16 protein-coding genes and 4 pseudogenes are annotated in these 18,547 nt (G+C 35.0%); 5 read left to right on the forward strand and 15 right to left on the reverse strand.

Going from position 1 to position 18,547, the window contains the following annotated elements; genetic code table 11:
- Positions 1-331 precede the first annotated feature (331 nt).
- A complete protein-coding gene (locus QFZ31_RS05485; protein ID WP_307301548.1) occupies positions 332-811 on the reverse strand; it encodes a hypothetical protein in 480 nt (159 codons plus the stop codon).
- A 158-nt stretch (positions 812-969) separates the two neighbouring features.
- Positions 970-1,974, reverse strand: a pseudogene (locus tag QFZ31_RS05490) (DUF3231 family protein).
- A gap of 402 nt (positions 1,975-2,376) precedes the next feature.
- Here QFZ31_RS05490 and QFZ31_RS05495 point away from each other — a divergent pair.
- Complete coding sequence (locus QFZ31_RS05495) at positions 2,377-2,523, forward strand: hypothetical protein (protein WP_307301550.1); 147 nt, start codon at positions 2,377-2,379, stop codon at positions 2,521-2,523.
- 172 nt (positions 2,524-2,695) lie between these two features.
- Here QFZ31_RS05495 and QFZ31_RS05500 read toward each other — a convergent pair whose 3' ends face one another.
- Entirely contained in the window at positions 2,696-2,989 is a 294-nt protein-coding gene (locus tag QFZ31_RS05500) for a GNAT family N-acetyltransferase (RefSeq protein ID WP_307311396.1), read from the reverse strand.
- 372 nt (positions 2,990-3,361) lie between these two features.
- Positions 3,362-4,522: a low temperature requirement protein A gene (locus QFZ31_RS05505; RefSeq protein WP_307301552.1), complete on the reverse strand. Its 1,161-nt coding sequence runs from the start codon at positions 4,520-4,522 to the stop codon at positions 3,362-3,364.
- A gap of 270 nt (positions 4,523-4,792) precedes the next feature.
- Here QFZ31_RS05505 and QFZ31_RS05510 point away from each other — a divergent pair, with 270 nt between their 5' ends.
- Together QFZ31_RS05510 and ycaC are read left to right on the forward strand one after the other, a co-directional pair.
- Positions 4,793-5,350: an NADPH-dependent FMN reductase gene (locus QFZ31_RS05510; RefSeq protein WP_307301553.1), complete on the forward strand. Its 558-nt coding sequence runs from the start codon at positions 4,793-4,795 to the stop codon at positions 5,348-5,350.
- 184 nt (positions 5,351-5,534) lie between these two features.
- A complete protein-coding gene (gene ycaC, locus QFZ31_RS05515) occupies positions 5,535-6,179 on the forward strand; it encodes an isochorismate family cysteine hydrolase YcaC (protein WP_307301555.1) in 645 nt (214 codons plus the stop codon).
- 258 nt (positions 6,180-6,437) lie between these two features.
- Here the strand turns inward: ycaC and QFZ31_RS05520 are convergent, their stop codons facing one another.
- The 3 genes and pseudogenes from QFZ31_RS05520 to QFZ31_RS05530 all read right to left on the reverse strand — a co-directional run.
- Positions 6,438-6,905 carry a GNAT family N-acetyltransferase gene (locus QFZ31_RS05520; RefSeq protein ID WP_307301557.1) on the reverse strand — a complete coding sequence of 156 codons (468 nt, stop codon included), beginning with the start codon at positions 6,903-6,905 and terminating at the stop codon, positions 6,438-6,440.
- Between the two features lie 102 nt (positions 6,906-7,007).
- On the reverse strand, positions 7,008-7,616 hold the full coding sequence (locus tag QFZ31_RS05525; protein ID WP_307301559.1) for an FMN-binding negative transcriptional regulator: 609 nt from the start codon (positions 7,614-7,616) through the stop codon (positions 7,008-7,010).
- Positions 7,617-7,694: 78 nt separating this feature from the next.
- A pseudogene (locus tag QFZ31_RS05530) lies at positions 7,695-7,805 on the reverse strand (GNAT family N-acetyltransferase); the annotation flags it as partial.
- 125 nt (positions 7,806-7,930) lie between these two features.
- Here QFZ31_RS05530 and QFZ31_RS05535 point away from each other — a divergent pair.
- Entirely contained in the window at positions 7,931-8,572 is a 642-nt protein-coding gene (locus QFZ31_RS05535) for a YczE/YyaS/YitT family protein (RefSeq protein ID WP_307301561.1), read from the forward strand.
- 524 nt (positions 8,573-9,096) lie between these two features.
- Here the strand turns inward: QFZ31_RS05535 and QFZ31_RS05540 are convergent.
- The 8 genes and pseudogenes from QFZ31_RS05540 to QFZ31_RS05575 form a co-directional block, all read right to left on the reverse strand.
- Positions 9,097-9,729 (reverse strand): type 1 glutamine amidotransferase family protein, encoded by a 633-nt coding sequence (locus QFZ31_RS05540; RefSeq protein ID WP_307301562.1) that lies wholly within the window; start codon positions 9,727-9,729, stop codon positions 9,097-9,099.
- A 74-nt stretch (positions 9,730-9,803) separates the two neighbouring features.
- Positions 9,804-10,767: pseudogene (locus QFZ31_RS05545) on the reverse strand (helix-turn-helix transcriptional regulator).
- Between the two features lie 27 nt (positions 10,768-10,794).
- A complete protein-coding gene (locus tag QFZ31_RS05550) occupies positions 10,795-10,974 on the reverse strand; it encodes a hypothetical protein (RefSeq protein WP_307301564.1) in 180 nt (59 codons plus the stop codon).
- A 225-nt stretch (positions 10,975-11,199) separates the two neighbouring features.
- Entirely contained in the window at positions 11,200-11,619 is a 420-nt protein-coding gene (locus tag QFZ31_RS05555; RefSeq protein WP_307301566.1) for a hypothetical protein, read from the reverse strand.
- A gap of 288 nt (positions 11,620-11,907) precedes the next feature.
- Positions 11,908-12,090 carry a hypothetical protein gene (locus QFZ31_RS05560; RefSeq protein ID WP_307301568.1) on the reverse strand — a complete coding sequence of 61 codons (183 nt, stop codon included), beginning with the start codon at positions 12,088-12,090 and terminating at the stop codon, positions 11,908-11,910.
- A 476-nt stretch (positions 12,091-12,566) separates the two neighbouring features.
- Positions 12,567-13,841: pseudogene (locus QFZ31_RS05565) on the reverse strand (IS110 family transposase).
- Positions 13,842-14,338: 497 nt separating this feature from the next.
- Positions 14,339-16,483, reverse strand: coding sequence for a transglycosylase domain-containing protein (locus QFZ31_RS05570; protein ID WP_307301570.1), 2,145 nt, complete (start codon positions 16,481-16,483; stop codon positions 14,339-14,341).
- A 65-nt stretch (positions 16,484-16,548) separates the two neighbouring features.
- Positions 16,549-16,782: a hypothetical protein gene (locus QFZ31_RS05575; RefSeq protein WP_307301572.1), complete on the reverse strand. Its 234-nt coding sequence runs from the start codon at positions 16,780-16,782 to the stop codon at positions 16,549-16,551.
- Positions 16,783-17,209: 427 nt separating this feature from the next.
- Here QFZ31_RS05575 and QFZ31_RS05580 point away from each other — a divergent pair.
- Positions 17,210-18,540, forward strand: a protein-coding gene (locus QFZ31_RS05580; protein ID WP_307301574.1) for an IS3 family transposase whose coding sequence is annotated in 2 segments (ribosomal slippage) — positions 17,210-17,582 and positions 17,582-18,540 — 1,332 coding nt in all. Because the reading frame shifts where the segments join, the coding sequence is not laid out codon by codon here.
- Positions 18,541-18,547: the final 7 nt, after the last annotated feature.

Genomic DNA, 18,547 nt, shown 5'->3' on the forward strand with positions numbered 1-18,547 from the left:
CCGCAAGACCTCCCAGGGTAAGACAACTATCTTTCCTCTTTTACTCGCCTGATTTACTCTACAAAGTTACGCACATCTTTTGGACTTTGACTTGCTATGGAGCCTCATCCCTTTATAAAGCCTTAGTATCAGATTTCTGTACGTCGAGCCAAGATTTTATTCCACGCTTCCTCCAGCCCTTATCTCACGATAAGTACCTTGCGCTTCCTTAGTGGTTGGTCGATGTGTACCCACACAGTGGACTTTCACCACCTAGATAGTTGCCATGCCTGGCACACATATGAAAAGCTGTCAAAATGACAGCTCCGATTACACGGTTGATTTAAGTATTCTAACCTTTACTATCTGAATCAATCAACCCTTCCTGCCACTTATGATATCCATAAAGAATAATTGCAATAAATGTCATAATTATAATCCCTTCAAAAGGCGATAGTATCCCTCCGGCAGTTGTAATCTTTAGTTTTTTCCATAATGTCCTAAAGCCAAAAGAATAGATACAATCTACAATGAAATTAACAATAAAGTAGAGCCAAAACTTACCAAAGGTGAAATAAAAAATCCAAATGGTTCCAACTAAAAAAACCCCATATACAGTGTGTACCTGTGCAACCTTATCCCATGCAAAAAGGGTTTCTTTGTATTTCCACCAATCATATGTCCAAGCAATTTGATAAAGAATTGTATTTATTATTGTTGCGAGAAATGCAACAGGCATATATCTACGAATCGCCTCATTATCTAATTTATGTAAAAAAATTAAGGAAATCCAAGGAAGTAAAAAGAAGGACCATAAAATTAGTTTTACCATTAGAATACTCCTTTAGATAGTCTAAATATAGAATTCACACAATTCTTCTACCTATCCATTTAATCAATTATTCTGCCAGTTGCTTGAATAAGAAAAGCCATCTAGAAAGGCAGCTGATCCTCCCCTTAAGTACCCAGTTAGTTGAAAGAAAAGTTATTCTACTTTTCACCTACTTTTGGTGGAGACTCAAGCCATCCATTTTCTATCATAATGTTTGCCCCATCCTCTGCTAACAACTGGATTTCTAATAAAAACCTATTGTATACCGTAACTAAATCTCTTCTAAAACTAGTTCCAAGAGCCACCCCATAGAAACCCATTCAAGCTGCGGTTAGTGTACTGACTACAAACATCAATAACTTATCGGAAAAAACATGTTGTGTATTTTCAGTTACTTGAGAGTCCCAAAATATAGGATCAAGAAAGTTGTATTCTTTTAAGTATGAGTTAAAAATTTCACAGTGTTTCTCACCAATCTCTTTTGCCCGAGTGAAATATTTTATAACATCGTTTGCTTTAGCCACTTGACTAAATCCAATTAGTATTCCACTTCCTAGGGAATTTCTTTGGAAATTTGCATATAAACTTGTTATTTCAGGAGCTGTTAGAGGTCTTTTGACACCAAAAAATCCTGCCAAAAAATTCTGGTGCTTAATATAATCAACTTCTTGTGATGTTTTAATTAAAGGGGATTTACCATAAATACCTTTTGTTATTTGTAAATCCTTAGCCTTTTCATACAATCTATCTGCATCAGTTAAGCATTGTTTAAAAAACTCCGTGCAATCTTTTCTTGTTGCTAATGATAAGTTTACACTGTGTGTTCTTAATCCAATCCTTCCAAACTGATGTAAATACTCTAACATCAAAGAATCAGAATAAAGTCTTGGTGCAGATGTATCTACATCCTCAGCTATCTTAAAACCATGAGGTATTGCTTGACCTTTTTCACTAAACATGTCTTTTATTTTTAGTACATGTAGTTGAGCTGAATTACAGGCATCCTCAATAATGGTTTTTATCTCCTTATCTTCAACTACATTTAGAAAATAACTAAGTATGCAAACTTGTGAACTATCCCCCATGTATGTACCCCATAACTGAGATATTTCTGCTGAAGTTAAATTATCATGTTTTCCGTCCTGCACTTTATAAACCTCCACCGGGAATTTTTAGTGTTAATAAAATCATTCCCTCAACGGAATAATATAATGTAGTGCATTGTTAAAGTTATTCTTAATTGGGACGTTATTTTTTTTCTGATGTCTTCAACTATTCTGAATCGTTAACTAAATAAGAGAATAGCTGACTACATTACTAGGACCTTTCTTTTCTGGTACTTTATGGATTTTTTTAATTGGTCGTTTTGGACATCTTTTTCACTTATTTTTTTATTCGGTTGTTCTTTATGGGTATCAGATGTTCTTAACTAGACGTAAGCATTTACTACCAAAATGAAATTTAAAAAGCATTAAGTGAAATATTTCACCTAATTACCTTCCTTCAAAAACAAGAATAAGAAGATGGCCAGGACACAAACTATACTAAAAAGGAGAGTGTATACCATGGATGAAAAGGGTTTAAAACAGAACGCTAGTAAAACTCTACCTACAAATAAACAGAAAACTTCAGATAAAATAGCAAGCATTGATGAGTTGAAAAAAGAGCATGAACCAGAGTATGTCTTTTTATACTGGGATGAATTGAGATAAGAATCTTAAGAAGAGAAAATGAAATGTCTATTGGATCTAATAATACCAAAATAAAGCAATTCTCCTTATCGAGAATTGCTTTCATTTTGCCAAAATTAACATTAGGATATTCAACTAATGCACCCCGTTGTTAAGGAACAGTTTGTAATAAAAGATCATAAAAAATGCATATTTATAAAAATAAGGACATGCCTGGGGCTTCAGAATCTCGGCTGTTAAAGCCTAGTTCCTTATAAAATTCCTGTTTTCCTTTTGCACAAAATAATTGAACCCACTTAATTCCTTCTTCATCACATTTTTTAAGTAATGCATTCATTACTTTCTTTCCAATACCTCTTCTTTGATATTCAGGGTGAACCATTACATCACAAATTAGAGTTTGATAGATACCATCTGATATAATTCGTCCATATCCTATTAAATATTTATTATGATAAATAGAAACGGAATACCAACTATTACAAATAGCAGTATATAGTTAATCATATGTATATAATCCTTTAGCATTCCATCCAGTTGTTTGATGTAATCTAATAAAATCATCCTTGGTTGGATTCAATTCATTAAATTCAATCTCCATATTATTTTCCCCCTTATTTTATCACTTAGTTCCTTCATTCTTATATTAACTGTTGTGTTTTTTCAACAAATATAGCTATTAACCCATACATAATTAATCCACCTTTAAGATTTTTTCTTCTTTAATAGAATAAGAAAAGCGATTCTTCGTTATTGAAGTATCGCCCCCGTTACTTTAAGTGTAATACTTCACATCCATTACTTTAAAATAATCATCTTCAATAACATTAAGAGTAACCAGTTCAAGACATCCTCTCTCCTAAAAGTTTTTATTATCTTCCTCAATTCCAATTCTCGGATGAATCTCATTTGTCAACGGTTGCTTTTTATTAGAAATTGTTAGTTTAGTAAAGATAATAAAAAACAAGGTTAATTCAGCTATTATTAAAATATTTGGTACTACAATAATCAAATTAATAATAAAAAAGACAGTTAAAATTCCTAAGAATAACCCTAAATGATAAATTTTCAATCGGTGGTGCACATGTCTATATTGATGGAAAACAAAGGTAGTTGACAGGAAATAGAGCAATACAGATCCAAAAGCAAAAAATATGATAAATGAGTAATGGACCTCATGTAAAAACAATAGCCTGATAGATGCTGCAATCATGCTCAAAGACATTAAAATAAACAGATGACCATAAATAATGATTTGGCCGGATGTTTGTAAAGACTTGTCAAGTTTCTTCTCCATGTTATCGAAATATTGCCACCACATCGATATAATCAGGATAAATGAAATGACCGCAAAGCCTATTGAATTCCAATTTCCTTTTGTAGGCTGAATGATCGCAAGTGTACTAATAAGAGCTTCCCCAAAGAGAATAATGGTAAATAAACCAAATCGCTCTAATAAATGAGCCGTATTTGTGGGAACCTTTTCTAAGCATTTTCGTCCAAGCACCGGGACAATGATATCAATAAGGATTCCCGTATACAACACAGCATATCGAACCCAAGAATCAAAAAAGACAGACAATAATGAAATGACGATTCCAATCCAAAAATACCTTCCAAAAAAGAGGGCTGCTTGTTTTCGAACTCCCGTTTCTATACGCTGGACAATAAGATATTGGATTGCAGTCACTGCTCTTAAGCCAATATAACCAATTAAAAAAGAAAGATAATAAGAATCAAAATCAACTGATAAACTTGATGTCATAATTAGTACAAAAAACATTTGCAGAATTAAAAAGATACGTTGGTGAAATAAATCTTTTCCAAACCGGTTAATAAATATGGTTTGCCCTACCCAAGCCCACCAGATAGGAATAAAAATTAATACAAACTTTACTAAATACTCTGTATGGATATGACCATCTTCAACATGAAGTAAAACATGAGTCGCAGCCGCAACCGCCGCCACAAATAACAAATCATAAAAGAGTTCTAACCAGGTCACTTTCTTTTCTTCCATTTCTGCACTCCCTCCAATTCTTTCTAGTTACTAGTATGATGGAAATATATAGTGATTGAAAGAGAAAATAAAATTGACATAGACCATTTACCATAGCTTGCAAAACACAAGCCGAATAATAAGAAAACGAAAGAGAAATCCTTACATCCTAAATTTTATGTAATAAACACTTCATTAAATTAAATAATCAGACAATTAGGTATAACGTCACTTCTTTCATTTTGGTATATTATGGTAACATGAACGTAGTTTTAAACGAGGAGGAAATGTATGACCAAGACCATCGGCCTTATATGTGGTAGTTTACGAAAAAACTCTTATAATCGAATCATTGCTCAATCATTAACAGAGCTGGATGATTCCCTTCAATTTCGTTGGATCGAGATCAATGATCTGCCTTTGTTCAACGAAGACTTAGAAATAAGCGTTCCAGAAACAGTGTCATCATATAAATCTGCTATCCAGGACGTTGACGGTATCGTTATTGTAAGTCCAGAGTACAATTCTGGAATTCCAGGCGTATTAAAGAATGCATTGGACTGGGCATCAAGACCTCGGGAATCTGCCGTTCTTAGCAGAAAACCGGTTGGTTTAATTGGTGCAACTCCTGGGGGATTAGGTACTGCCTTTGCTCAATTGCAAATCAAACAAGTACTAGAGGCCATGCAGGTTCATGTTCTTCCATTTCAAAAAGTGTTGATTTCCCAAGTACATAAAAAGATTGATTCTGAACAGAAAACCCTTACAGACGAACAAACAAAACGTTATCTTCAACAATATTTACACCATTTTATTCATTGGATCGATCACACTCCAGCCCTAGATTAATTAAAAAGTTCCAAAATTTTCAATCATTCTTATTAAAATACTACTAACACATATTGAGTTTTTAGAAAACGAATTCCATTAATATATTCAATTACATTGGAACAAACGAAGGAGTTTAACATGGATTTTCCTATCTATGAATCTTCTTCGATTACTTATACTTAATTAAAGGGAGGACAATAAAATGTCTGATTTCTATTCTCGTCTTAATAAAGATAATGCGGCCGTTCTTTTAGTTGATCATCAAACCGGCCTTATCTCCGGTCTTGTGCGTGACTATGGTGTTGATGAATTCAAGAACAATGTTATGGCTCTTGCTAACACTGCTAAATTTTTTGATTTACCAGTTATTTTAACAACAAGCTTTGAAAACGGGCCAAATGGACCACTCATGCAAGAATTGGGTGAACTTTTTCCACATGCGCCAAAAATAGCTCGTCCTGGACAAATTAACGCATGGGATAATGAAGATTTTGTCAAAGCAATCCAAGAAACTGGAAAAAAACAACTGATCATTGCGGGCGTAGTAACAGATGTTTGTGTTGCATTTCCTGCACTTTCCGCTGTGAACGCTGGTTATGAAGTATTTGTTGCTACTGATGCTTCTGGAACATTCAGTAAACAAGTAGCGGATGCGGCATTAACGCGTATGGCCCATGGTGGGGTGCAGCTTCTGAACTGGTTTAGCATAGCGTGCGAATTACAACGTGATTGGCGCAATGATGTTGAAGGTTTTGGCGCTTTAATTTCTAGCCATCTTCCTGGTTATCAAAATCTTATTGGAAGCTATAGGGGAGCTCAGAGAGATTTCAGCAAGCAGCCTAATTAGAATAGCAGCTTATTTATAACTCACTTTTTCCAATATAAAGCTTCTGGCTTAATCAAGAAAAAGGCGTTTTTCTGAAGTAACTAAAGCCTAATTTCTCACTTATAACACATGAGAAATTAGGCTTTTTATATTTGTATCTCCTTAACGTTGTAAATCCGCGTTTTGCTGGTGGTACCCCCAAAAAAGCTAACGACGATTGTTCAACTAAACTGCCCTGTTAGTTCAATTATAATATAAAATGTGTCCACCAAAGTATTGCTATATCATTATAGAAAAAGTGGGTTCATCGAAGGTCATTTTATTTTCTTCTGAAAAACCAAATTTCAAATAAAATAATCTCCCCGCTTCATTTTCTGGATGAACCGTTAAATAAAGACGGTTACAAGCAGGATGGTTATATCTAATATTTCTGATTAATTCATTTAATGCTTTTGATCCCAATCCGTTTCTTTGAAATCTTTTATCTATGAAAAAATGAAATAACCAGTAATCATCTTTACTATCTGGTGTATAATGCAGATTGAAAAAGCCTACCATCTTATTTTGATTGTAAATTCCATATGGTTCTACCATTTTTCCACCTGGTCTTATATATGCTTTAGCAAGAGCAATAGCGACGGGAGGATTAATAGATGCAACAAATTTCTGTTGTTCATCGTGGACAGATAGTTCAAGCGCTTCGCGCCAATTGTCTGAACTTATTAATTTAATACTTATATCTGACATACTAACACCTCATTTATCTTACTCAGTATTCAACTATCCCTGCTTCATTCGGTGAGTTAAATATATCGCGGGAGTATGACCTGAAAATTTATATGTCATTTTTTAATCTTTTTCCATTACTTCTGCCATTTGTTTTGAATTTGGATTTTCTTCATTTTGTAATTTATCAATTATGTTATGATAATCTTTTTCATTTCGGTTCTGACTTAATTTATATGCAGCCTGAATTTCTTCCACCTTAATCTTAAAGCCAACTATCCCTTTCAGTTCACTTTCTAAGAGGTCAGGGGAAAGTTTATCCCATAAAACAGGATTTTCACGATTTTCTTCATATTTTTCCAGCATTATTGTTAATTCTTCTATTAATTCATTTTTCTCTAAAATGCTTGCTTTACCATATGCATGGACGGCTTTATAATTCCATGTTGGAACTTCTTCATGCCCATACCAAGAGGAAGAAATGTAAGCGTGCGGTCCCTGAAACATAACAAGCACATCTTCACAGGTTTCAAATGTTTTCCACTGAGGATTTCCATAAGCCATATGCCCAGTAATATAGTAATCATCACCTTTTTTATTTAACCCTAAAGGCAAATGAGTGGCTACTGGTTTCCCTTGTTTTGTTGTGACAATCGTGCCAAAAGAGCTATTTTGAACAAAATCCCAAATTTCATCCACATTTGTGACCTTAAAATATTTTGGAATATACATAATAATCCCCCTTTCAAAAAATGTTATATGAGTATTTTGGTCATTATAAAGTCCATTTGTTCTTCATCACCCATAATTATTGACCTTTAAATATCCAGCGACTTCATTATTAAAATACACAAAAAAGAATTGCGAAGAAATATTGGATAATTCTTTTTCTAATTGTTCTAAGTTAAATGCCCTTTCCAGGTAGGCATTTTAATACCTCCCTAGCATGTATTATTGTTGCAAATGCAATAATAATAACATATATTAAACTTAACCTAACTTTGTTGCATTTGCAACAAAAAATAATGATAAAGAGGTCGAGTAAAGTGAAATATGTTTTTTATGTATTAGGAATTTTAATAGTAACCCTTGGTATTTCTTTCACAATACAATCAGACCTTGGAACTTCTCCTTTTGATGCACTTTTGGTAGGACTGTCCATAAATGTGGGGCTTACTGTAGGAAGTTGGGAAATAATAATAGCTTTAATATTGATATGTTGTAATTCATTGTTAAAAAGACAAAGACCAGAAGTTTTGGGGTTGTTAACAGCATTTATAACGGGTATTGGTATTGATATGTGGCTTTTTTTATTGCACAATTTGATAACACCTGAACTATGGTACAGCCAAGTTGTTTGTTTCGGAATCGGCTTAGTTGTTATAGGATTAGGAACCGCAACATATTTACACACAAACTTTGCACCCATTCCAGTTGACCGATTAACCTTAATCATACAAGAATTAACTAAAACAAATATATTTTTTGCGAGGACATATATTTACCTCGTATTCTTGATGTTAGCAATGATTTCAAATGGACCAATTGGCGTTGGAACTTTATTAACCGTTTGTTTAGGTGGGATAATCCTAAATACCTTCATGCCACTTACTTCAAAAGTAATAGATCGCATATTAACCCACTCTAATACACCCAATATTGATAAAGATAAAAACCATTCAATATAGTAACGGGTTCAGTTACCTGTCACAAAATTTAATTTTGTAAAGCAAATAGACCATCAAATTGTAATATAAAATGATGGTCTATTTTTATTGGTATACAGGCATTTATACTAGTAGATTTTATTTTTTTGTTACAGAATTTGTATACCAATTTGCAGACTAACAGACACTTCTGTAAGGGTGCAAATTACGGTACATTTTAACCGGCAATTTTGCTAACAGAAATAAATTGGGAAAACGAAAAAAATCGCTTAACAGGAGCGTTAGCGATTTTTATTTATTATTGGGTCCTTCTTTAACTAAAGCACCCATTAGTTTAAGTGCATTTGTTCACAAACTTCTTTCAGGAATGTTGCACGTATCTTCAATAAGGGGTAGCGTCAGGAAAATGCGGATTTACAACGATAAGGAAATTCCAAATTAAAAAGCCCAACTTCTCTGCAAAACAAAATAGAGAAAGTGAGCTTTTCAGTTACTTCATTATTTTTATTTGAACTAATATAAAACTGCTAAGTTGATTTTTTAGCTCAGCTATTTATTGAATTCATTAACTGGAAGTAGTATTCAGGTTTATGAGTCTTATTTAGGTTATACCAGGAATGTAATGTATCTGGTGCAAATACATCTAATTTTTTCAGAACTTCCATCGCAAATTCCAGAGGAGCTATTCCTGATGCAGTAACTAAATTCGCATCAGATACCGCAGATCCCACCTCATAGAACTTTTCTCCTTTATAGTTAGGACATACCATTTTAGTGTATTCTAAATTATTACTTGTATGCTTTATAGTATCTAAGTATCCCATATTCGCAAGGGCCTCAGTTGCACCACAAATTGCAGCAACAATAGTGCCAAGCTTTAAAGCTTGGCCAATTCTTTCCAAGATAGGTTGATGAATTTCTTCACTCCAAGTAGTCCCTCCTGGTAAAATTAAAAGATCTTTACTCTCAAGAGTACATTCATCAAGGGAAATATCTGGTTTTATGCTCAGTCCTCCCATAGTAGTAATCATTTCTTTATTAGCTCCTACTGTAATTACTTTTAAAGGTGCTAAATCTTTTTTGAAATATCTTCCTGAGTTTAGTTCAGCAATTAAATATCCATATTCCCAGTCCGACATTGTATTAAATACATATAGAAAAACTTTTTTTGTTTGCATCCAATAACACTCCAATCACAATTGATATAGCTATTATAATACAACTTCCCTGACAGTTAACGTCAGGGAAGTTCTCATACTTGATGAAATTTTATTAATTCCGACAGAACTTCAATAAGTCTTTTCTTAAGACTTATTGGCTCAATAACTTTAATAGATTTATTGTACGGTAAAAGTAAATAAGGTACATATGTATGTATCATATCTTTTTCAAGAAGAAAAACTGCTTGATTTGAAGTCCGTTCTTGTAAATAATGTCCTAAAAACCAATGTTGGCAAATATCAGCCAATACACTTTTATCCCCATTAATAACCAAAGAAATAATCCCTTCCTTATCTTCTATAGTGGGAAGAAGACTTTTTATAAAAAAGTCACGTGCTGAAAAATTTTCTGGGCCGGTTAAACTTATTTTCGGTTAGCATTAGACTTTCAATTCGATCTACTCTAAAACTACGGATATCATTCCTAAGATGACAAAATCCAATCACATACCACTTATTATTCCAATAGATAATTCTGTACGGATCGACCAATCTATAATTTAATTGCTTTTCGCCACTTTTATGGTAAAGAATTTTTACTGAGTACCCGTCAGCAACGGCCTGCTCCAACTCCTTCAAAAAAGGTTCCATAGAGAGTGAACTTAATCGACTTATTACTTCAAGACTAGTTAAATGTTGGTTTATCTTTGTTTCCTGCTCTTGATTTGAGTATTTACTTAGTTTTGAAATGGCCCTATTTAGTGCTTCACCTCCATAATATCCGGCTTCTTCTGCAAAAAAAACAGCGTGAAATAGTGAAGTTTGCTCCTCAAAATCAAAAAAAAGAGGAGCCTCAATAAAATTGTTCAATAAAGTGTATCCACCGTTATGTCCTGGTTCTGAAATTATAGGTACGCCACTTGTTGAAATTGTATCAATATAACGATACACAGTCCTTATATTCATCTCTAACTTTTCTGAAATTTGTTTTGCAGTAATTTTTTCACCTGAACGAAGCATCCATAGAATTGCTAACATATTGTCAATTTTAGGCATATAATTCCACCTCTATATGAAATTTATTTATTTTCTAATATATATTTCCGATTTTTGGTATAACTCATCAACTGTTCCTTTCCGATAGCTTTCTATAAAAATAGGATCTCCAACTATATCATCTTGCCCGATAACGAACCAAGTTTCCTTCCAATCTCCGTTATTAGAGCCAACTAGTGATTGCTCTTCAATATCAACTCTGTTCATTCTCTAGTTGTGAATTTGCAAAGATGGTAAAACCATTGTATCCAATGGAAATCTCTCTTTTTATTAATAAGTCTAACAACTTATACAATTCATTCATAAGGTCCTCCTACACAGTTTGCACCTATCCAGAAAAGAAAAACTTCTTTAACTATCCTGCTTCGTTAGTTCAATAAGAAAAATGCCTTGCTTCCCTTATTGAGGCAAAGCACCAGGTAGTTAAATAACTTATATCTGTTCTTGATAAATATTTAATCGTAAAGGCTCTAATTTTAATGGTATTTTAAACTCTTCAAGATTTTCTACCAAATGATAAAAATCATCCACATCCCCATCGGTATCAAAATACCATTCTGACGCTTCCAAACTTCTAAGTTCATTAGTTGGGGTAAATACAAATTCACAATGGAGTTGTTCCATCCCAGAATACTCATCATCTTCATAGACAGTAAATTGTCTAACGAAATCAAAGTAAAATAATTCTTCACCTGTAAAATCGTATACTCCACATTGGAAAAGTAAAGCTATTTCCTCTTCTCCTTCAACTGGTTGTCTTCCAAACGATTTAAATTCATTCCAAACATTTGCTATATTAGTTGTATTTTCCTTCTCCTTGAGGAATCCTTCAGCATTTTGGACAGTAATCATATCGTCTCTCCTTTAACCAACTTAGTATGTTTCCCCTTATTATTCCAAATCCTTCTTCAACTAAACTGCCCGTTATCTCAATAAAAACAGCCACCAAAATAGCAGCTGGATCTTCATTGTAAACACCTCTGGGCTAGTTCAAGTTTAATCACCTTATAGAATCATTGTTACCAAGATGTTCAATTTGATTTAATATCCAAGGATTATCTCCTTCTTTTGAGTAACTTGTAAAATAAGTTTTGTTAACCTCAATCAAATTCCACACCATTGGTTCTTGGACCATTATTTTTATTTCTTTTTTTCTGTAATACTGTTTGGGTCATATGCCATTATCCACGCTTTTTTATAATCCTTTGAATGTTCTTTTTTAACTACATACAAATCGGAAGACGTTGATGAAAAAGAACCACCACAAGCAGTAACAACCAATAGGGTAATAAAAACAACCAATAAAATAGGGAACTTTTTCATTGTTCACCACCAATAATTAATTCTTTATGACCAATATATTACTGCAAAATCCTTTCATTCCTTCTTCAACTCCCTCAGTTTGATACGAATATCTCTTGAATGCTCACTTATTCGCAGGATTTCATAACCCTTGTAATTGGATTTACGGGTAATTAAAATGAGTTCAGATCATCTTGGCTTCGTGAAGGCATAGTTAAATAAAGGAGTCAGCTACCACTCCATATTTTACCATATAATGCACATCTCCACGCCGCCCCTGGAGGCTTTCCCTCCCATGTCTCAACGGGTCAATTGCCCTTTCATTCCTTCGTCATACCTATCCAAGGGGTGGAGGCCAGTTATGCTAAACTGATGGGTCACAGTGCCCTTTTGTTGAAGAAACCTGGTACTCCGTGCATATTTGAAATCCTACGAATAAGACAACATTCAAAATTTACGATAACTATTTAACTATAAGACTTTTAGTCATACTGCTCCTATGCTGCTAATGGGATTGTTTCTTGTAATTTATTTGCACAGTAAGATTCGTTTCGCTTAGCTATACCTACAGAAATCCTTGCTAATTTACCGACCAACTTCATGATAGACTTCATTTTCTTCATCTTCTTGACCTTCACATTATATGCATGGATAGCTTTAAACTCAGGGTTATTCATCACAAGGCTCATGGTTGCTAGGTAGAGGAAACGCCGTAGTCTAGACCTCCCTCGTTTTGAGAGGACAATCTGCCCTTTCCATTTTCCTGAGCTTGCTTCAGCTAAATGGAGTCCTGCATGGCGTAATAGAGAATTCCCATGAGAAAACCCACTTAAATCTCCAGCCTCTCCTAAAATGCCAGCTAATGAAATTTCACTTATACCTTTAATCATAAGCAGCTTTCTTGCAAATGGTATTTTATTGAGAACTTCTTTAACTTGTTGTTCAACTCTTTCGAGTTGTTTTATAGCGAGGTCATACTCCTCCAGTAATTGTTCTAAATGGAACTTATAAGCGTCCAATGCTTGTCCAGTTCCAATCGAGGATTTTGCTAGATTGATTAGTAATTGAGCCTTTTTGGGTCCTGGTTGTCGCTGCATTATAGACTTCCATCCCCTCATGACATCTAGAGGCTCAAAGGAAGCTATTTCATTAGGAGTAGGAAATAATCGGAGGGTTGCGATTGCCCCTTTACAAGTAACATCTTTAAATACTTGTCTAAGTTCTGGAAACACAATATCTACCCATCTATGGATCTGATTGGTAGAGCTTACGAGACGTTTAACAATCACGTCACGATTAGAAATTAAAACTCTGAGTTTCTCAAAGGATTCAGATGAAGGGCGAACAAAGGAATAATAGCCGTTTTTCACCATATCAGCGATAACGAGTGCATCTTTTTTATCACTCTTTGACTGAGTGTTATCACGATTCTCCTTGTTTCTCTTTACTAGATGGGGATTGACTGTTACTACCTCAATTTTTTGTTTAACAAGCCATTTAGATAGGTTTTTCCAGTAATGGCCAGTGGGTTCCATACCTACTATTGTGGAATCTAGGTTTTTTAGTTTCTTTAACTTTTCAATCCAATTTTTCAGTTAAACAAACCCCTCTTCATTATTTACAAATGTAAGGGGATCTCCCACTACAATTCCACGGAAGTTTACAGCTCGAGCAACGTGAAATTGTTGAGCAATGTCTACACCAACAATAAGATGTGTATCGGAAATTCTTTCTATTAGTTGATTTTGTTTGTCTTGCATTTTAAAATTCATAGTAGGGCTTCCTCCTTAAGAGTTGAGTTAGAGTGGTGTCTATACTCATATCTTACTGAGGGGCCTTATTTTTTTCAAACCTGATAATTAACGATCTACAGGAATGCTAAACTGCCTCGTTAGCTGAATAACAAAAAAAGATCGCCGCAGCAACCCTGATTCTTTAACTCTTGCCCCAGTTAGTGAAATAAGTAAAATAATAACGTCAACCCGTGTAAGGCGAACGCTATTCGTAATGCCGCTCATTCTAAGAAATAATTCGCAATATAATTTTCTAAAGGCATTTTTAGTGGCAATTATGGACCAAAATTAAATTTCCATTTTTTGTTTATCGAAACATTCTAATAGTGAAAACTATAGCAGAGCAAGGCAATAATCTCCTTTGATTACACCCTCCATGAAATGCCTTGCTCCACTGGTTACCTTTCTGCCAAAAGTCGTAGAGAACTTAACGTCAATTTCTAGAAGAATTTCTTGGGTAAGAAAAAATATCTATCTTAACCATGCTTTTGTTTCTTTTCCTTTTTTCGACGCTTCTCTTCCTCTTTTTTAAGTTTCTCTTCTTCTTTATTTCCGCCATTAATAGGATGAATTATTACATTGTCGTTCTTTGGTGGTACTTCTGCAGAATCAATTCCTTTTATATAAAGTTCATTATTCACTCTGTAGACACTATCTGGTTGCAGAAAATCTGCTGTATCCGTTCCGAAAGCTTCCATCATTGCTTTAAACATTAACTGCGAGATTTTTGTTGTATTTCCACTCATATAGTTACCCAGTCCGTTTTGTGCGTAACCCGTCCAGACAGCCATGGTGTATTGTGGTGTATACCCTGCAAACCAGCTATCATTTGTAGCTGAGCTTGGGTATCTATATTTAGCTCGAGTTTTTTCATCAAAATTGGTTGTACCTGTTTTCCCGGCAACATCCAGTCCAGGAACATTTGCTGTTGTTCCTGTCCCAGCATTTACGACTGTTCGTAACATATCCGTTACCATATAGGCAGTGTAATCCTGCATAACACGCTTTGATTCCCCCGCAAACTGAACCTCTGTGCCATCTGCCAAAACTACCTTTTGGACGAAATGCGGTTTATTGTATTGACCATTGTTTCCAAAGGCACTGTAGGCCCCTGCCATGTCTAAAGGACTTACGGTATTGCTCCCGATGGAGTAGGATTCATATACTTCATTATTTTTAAACGTAATCCCCAGTGATTCTGCAAAACTCTTAGCCTTATCCATCCCAACCTCTCTCATGGCGAGCAGCGCCGGGATATTGTATGAATTTTGCAGGGCCGTCCGCATCGTCAACATTCCATGATATTGATGATCCCAGTTGGAAATGGGCTGACCCGTTGAATAGGTTGTCTTCTGGTCATTGATCAAATGAGCAGTGGACCATTTTAAGTTTTCAATCGCAGGTCCATAATCAAAAATCGGCTTAAAGGATGATCCTGGTTGACGTTTGATATCTACGGCAAAGTTGTGACCTAAGAATTGAGCCTTATAGTCATTTCGACCACTCCCGATTGCCCTGACTTCACCCATTTTGGTATCTAAAAAAACGAAGGCTCCCTGAAAATTCGCATCCGGATAGGCAATGATTTCATTGGTATTCATCATTTTGTCCGCAAAATCCTGTGCTTTTGGATCCAGGGTTGTATAAATCGACAATCCGTCCTCACTGATGTCGACATCCTTTAGTTTTCCCTTTACCTCTTTCACAGCTGCATCCAAGAATGCTTCATAAGGCATACTTTGCTGCGTATTTCTTGCTACAAGTCCCTCTGTTACAGGAATTTTTTCTGCTTCCTTCATTTGTTTTTCCGTGATATAGCCATCTCGAAGCATCGAGCTTAAGACAATGTGACGACGCTTCGTGGCTGCTTCTTTGTTTTCCGGTATGGTTGGATCATAATTATTCGGACTCTGTGTCAGTCCAGCTATCATCGCTGCCTGCGCAAGCGTCATTTTTTTCAAATCATTGGACTCAATACCATAGTAATTCTTCGCTGCGGCAGCCACTCCGTAAGAGCGGTTTCCAAGGTAGATTTTGTTTAGATACATCATTAAAATGTCCTGCTTGGAATATTTTTTTTCCAATTGATACGCTAAGTCCCATTCTTGCACTTTACGTTTCAGTGTTTTCTCTGGAGACAAAAAAGAATTTTTAATGACTTGCTGTGTAATCGTACTACCTCCCTGAGATCCGAAATCCCCGGTTACGTTCACAAAAATCGCCTTAGCTGTCCGTTTGAGGTCGATTCCAAAATGTTCGTAAAAATGGGAATCCTCGGTGGCAATAAATGCATGTTCCAAAACTTTTGGCACTAGATTGTACGTAATTTTTGTCCGTTTTTCCTTCCCGTATTCATAAAGGAAGTTCCCGTCTTTATCATAAAATTTAGTAGAAAGCAGATCCACCAGCTTTGAAGAATCTAAGGTAGGTGTACCCTTAATCATTGAAGCGAACGTAATGGCTCCTGCTCCTGTCGAAACAAGACCGAGCACCATACAGACAATAACCAGTTTTTTTAACAACGATCCTTTTTTTAATATTCCAATACTTCTTTGTTTATTTTGACTTGTTTTTTCAGCTTGTTTTCGTTCCTCACGAGATTGATACGTTTCTTCTGACATTCATCTTCTCTCCCATGTAAAGTAAATCAAAGTCATTTTTTGAAATAAAGCCTTTTCTATAATTATTATTTAATAAGATTAATATTCGGATTATCCTTTTCATGAACTCCTATATAACGGATTGAAGAACCATTGATCCAATATTTCCCTTGGTCACCCTTCGCAAGAAAGTATTTGCGTTGTTCAATCTTTTTTACTATTTCTTGTATAACTTGTTCCTTACTAATATCAGCCTCTTTGATTATTCTTTCTCGTTTTATATCATCCTCTAAGGTATAACAAACCACAAATTCCTTCATACTATCTCCCCCATTTAAGAATCACCAAGTTGATCAACCTCAACAAATCTACAGTTGGATGTTAATATACTTGAGCCATTTAAATAGGTTCGTAAGAAACCTTAAATTTATGAGGGATTCTGTATTTTATTTTCTACTTCATCTAAACCAAAAATAAGTAAGCGCTGCCGCAGCAACTCATTTCTTTTCAACTAACCTACCACGTTAGCACAACAACAAAAGACCGCCGCAGCGATCCCATTTTAAACTCTTGCACCCGTTTGTGAAACAAGAATTATAATAAATAAAAAAGCAGCAATACCATTCAGGTGAACTATAACCCGAATAATGGACACTATTAAAAAAGTCCGTTATTCGGGTTTTTCTGTGTCCATTTTATAGAAACCCGTTTATAATCATTTCAAAGATGTGAGCGGAGGACATAAAGTTGAGTAAAATTATTTTTAATGAGATTCAAATGAAGTTACTTGAACAGAACCCTAATGTACAACACGTATCTGAGCGTTCGATATCCTATAAACCAGAGTTTAAGGTTGAAGCAATTAAGGAAAATTCAAATGGTAAAGGTCCTGCCCAAATTTTTATTGAACACGGATTTGACTTAGAGGTAATTGGGACTGATAAACCAGGACAATGTTTGAAACGCTGGAGGAAAACATATGAGGAGTTTGGAGAGGATGGCTTCTTCACAGAACGACGTGGAAAAGGAGCTACAGGTAGACCTTCTTCAAAGCCTCTTTCGGCGGAGGACAACCTTAAGAAAGCTGAAGCGCGTATTAAATATTTAGAAGCTGAACTTGAATTCTTAAAAAAGTTAGACGAACTCGAAAGGCAGGCGAAGAAGAAGAAAAAGTAACAATTTCAGAGAAGTATGCGCTTATTGAAAATACAATTCGAAAGTTTAATCTTAAACATATGGTGAAATTCCTATGTGAAAAGGCTGAGGTTAGTCGAAGTGGATATTATGCTTGGCTAAAGGCTGAGAACAAGCGTAATAAACGAGAAGAGAACGATTGGAAAGATTATGAGTTAATCAAGGAAATATTCGATAAGAAAAAGGGATACGCAGGTGCCTTAACAATTAAAATGATTTTAGAGAATGATTATTTTGTGGAGATGAATCATAAAAAGATTCGTCGCATTATGAGAAAGTATAATTTAGTAGCGACAGTCCGCCAGATAAATCCTTATAAGCAAATGGCCAAAGCAACACAAGAACATAAGACCCTCCCTAACCTATTAAATAGGGAATTTAACCAAGAAGAACCTGGGAAAGTATTATTAACAGATATTACTTATGTGTATTTCGGTTCTTCGCAACCTGCCTATTTATCATGTGTAAAAGATGCTTCTACAAGGGAAATTATGGCTTACCATTTGTCCAAAACTTTAAAAATGGATCTGGTGTATTCTACATTGGACAAGCTCTCTGATGCACTGGGTGGAATCATTCATCCAGAAGCTATGATTCACTCGGACCAAGGGTTCCATTATACCCATCCAGAATTTCAAAAAAGAGTTAAAAAGATGGAACTCACTCAGTCGATGTCCCGTAAGGGGAATTGTTGGGATAATGCCCCAATGGAATCATTCTTTGGGCATTTAAAGGATGAAGTTGACTATTCTTCATGCCAAACCTTTGAAGAATTACAAGAATTGATAGGAAACTATATGGAGGAATACAACAATAGCCGTTATCAGTGGAGTCTAAATAAAATGACTCCGGCACAATACCGGAGTCACTTATTAGCAGCGTAAATATTCT

Origin of the sequence: Neobacillus niacini, from assembly GCF_030817595.1 — a bacterium.
GTDB lineage: Bacteria > Bacillota > Bacilli > Bacillales > Cytobacillaceae > Neobacillus > Neobacillus niacini_G.

Bases quoted from the DNA above. Each gene is read 5' to 3' on its own strand.
- QFZ31_RS05485 (WP_307301548.1), bottom strand. From the start codon at position 811: ATGGTAAAACTAATTTTATGGTCCTTCTTTTTACTTCCTTGGATTTCC.
- QFZ31_RS05520 (WP_307301557.1), bottom strand. From the start codon at position 6,905: ATGTCAGATATAAGTATTAAATTAATAAGTTCAGACAATTGGCGCGAA.
- QFZ31_RS05550 (WP_307301564.1), bottom strand. From the start codon at position 10,974: ATGAACAGAGTTGATATTGAAGAGCAATCACTAGTTGGCTCTAATAAC.
- QFZ31_RS05495 (WP_307301550.1), top strand. From the start codon at position 2,377: ATGGATGAAAAGGGTTTAAAACAGAACGCTAGTAAAACTCTACCTACA.
- QFZ31_RS05540 (WP_307301562.1), bottom strand. From the start codon at position 9,729: ATGCAAACAAAAAAAGTTTTTCTATATGTATTTAATACAATGTCGGAC.
- QFZ31_RS05510 (WP_307301553.1), top strand. From the start codon at position 4,793: ATGACCAAGACCATCGGCCTTATATGTGGTAGTTTACGAAAAAACTCT.
- QFZ31_RS05525 (WP_307301559.1), bottom strand. From the start codon at position 7,616: ATGTATATTCCAAAATATTTTAAGGTCACAAATGTGGATGAAATTTGG.
- ycaC (WP_307301555.1), top strand. From the start codon at position 5,535: ATGTCTGATTTCTATTCTCGTCTTAATAAAGATAATGCGGCCGTTCTT.
- QFZ31_RS05570 (WP_307301570.1), bottom strand. From the start codon at position 16,483: ATGTCAGAAGAAACGTATCAATCTCGTGAGGAACGAAAACAAGCTGAA.
- QFZ31_RS05560 (WP_307301568.1), bottom strand. From the start codon at position 12,090: ATGAAAAAGTTCCCTATTTTATTGGTTGTTTTTATTACCCTATTGGTT.
- QFZ31_RS05505 (WP_307301552.1), bottom strand. From the start codon at position 4,522: ATGGAAGAAAAGAAAGTGACCTGGTTAGAACTCTTTTATGATTTGTTA.
- QFZ31_RS05575 (WP_307301572.1), bottom strand. From the start codon at position 16,782: ATGAAGGAATTTGTGGTTTGTTATACCTTAGAGGATGATATAAAACGA.
- QFZ31_RS05555 (WP_307301566.1), bottom strand. From the start codon at position 11,619: ATGATTACTGTCCAAAATGCTGAAGGATTCCTCAAGGAGAAGGAAAAT.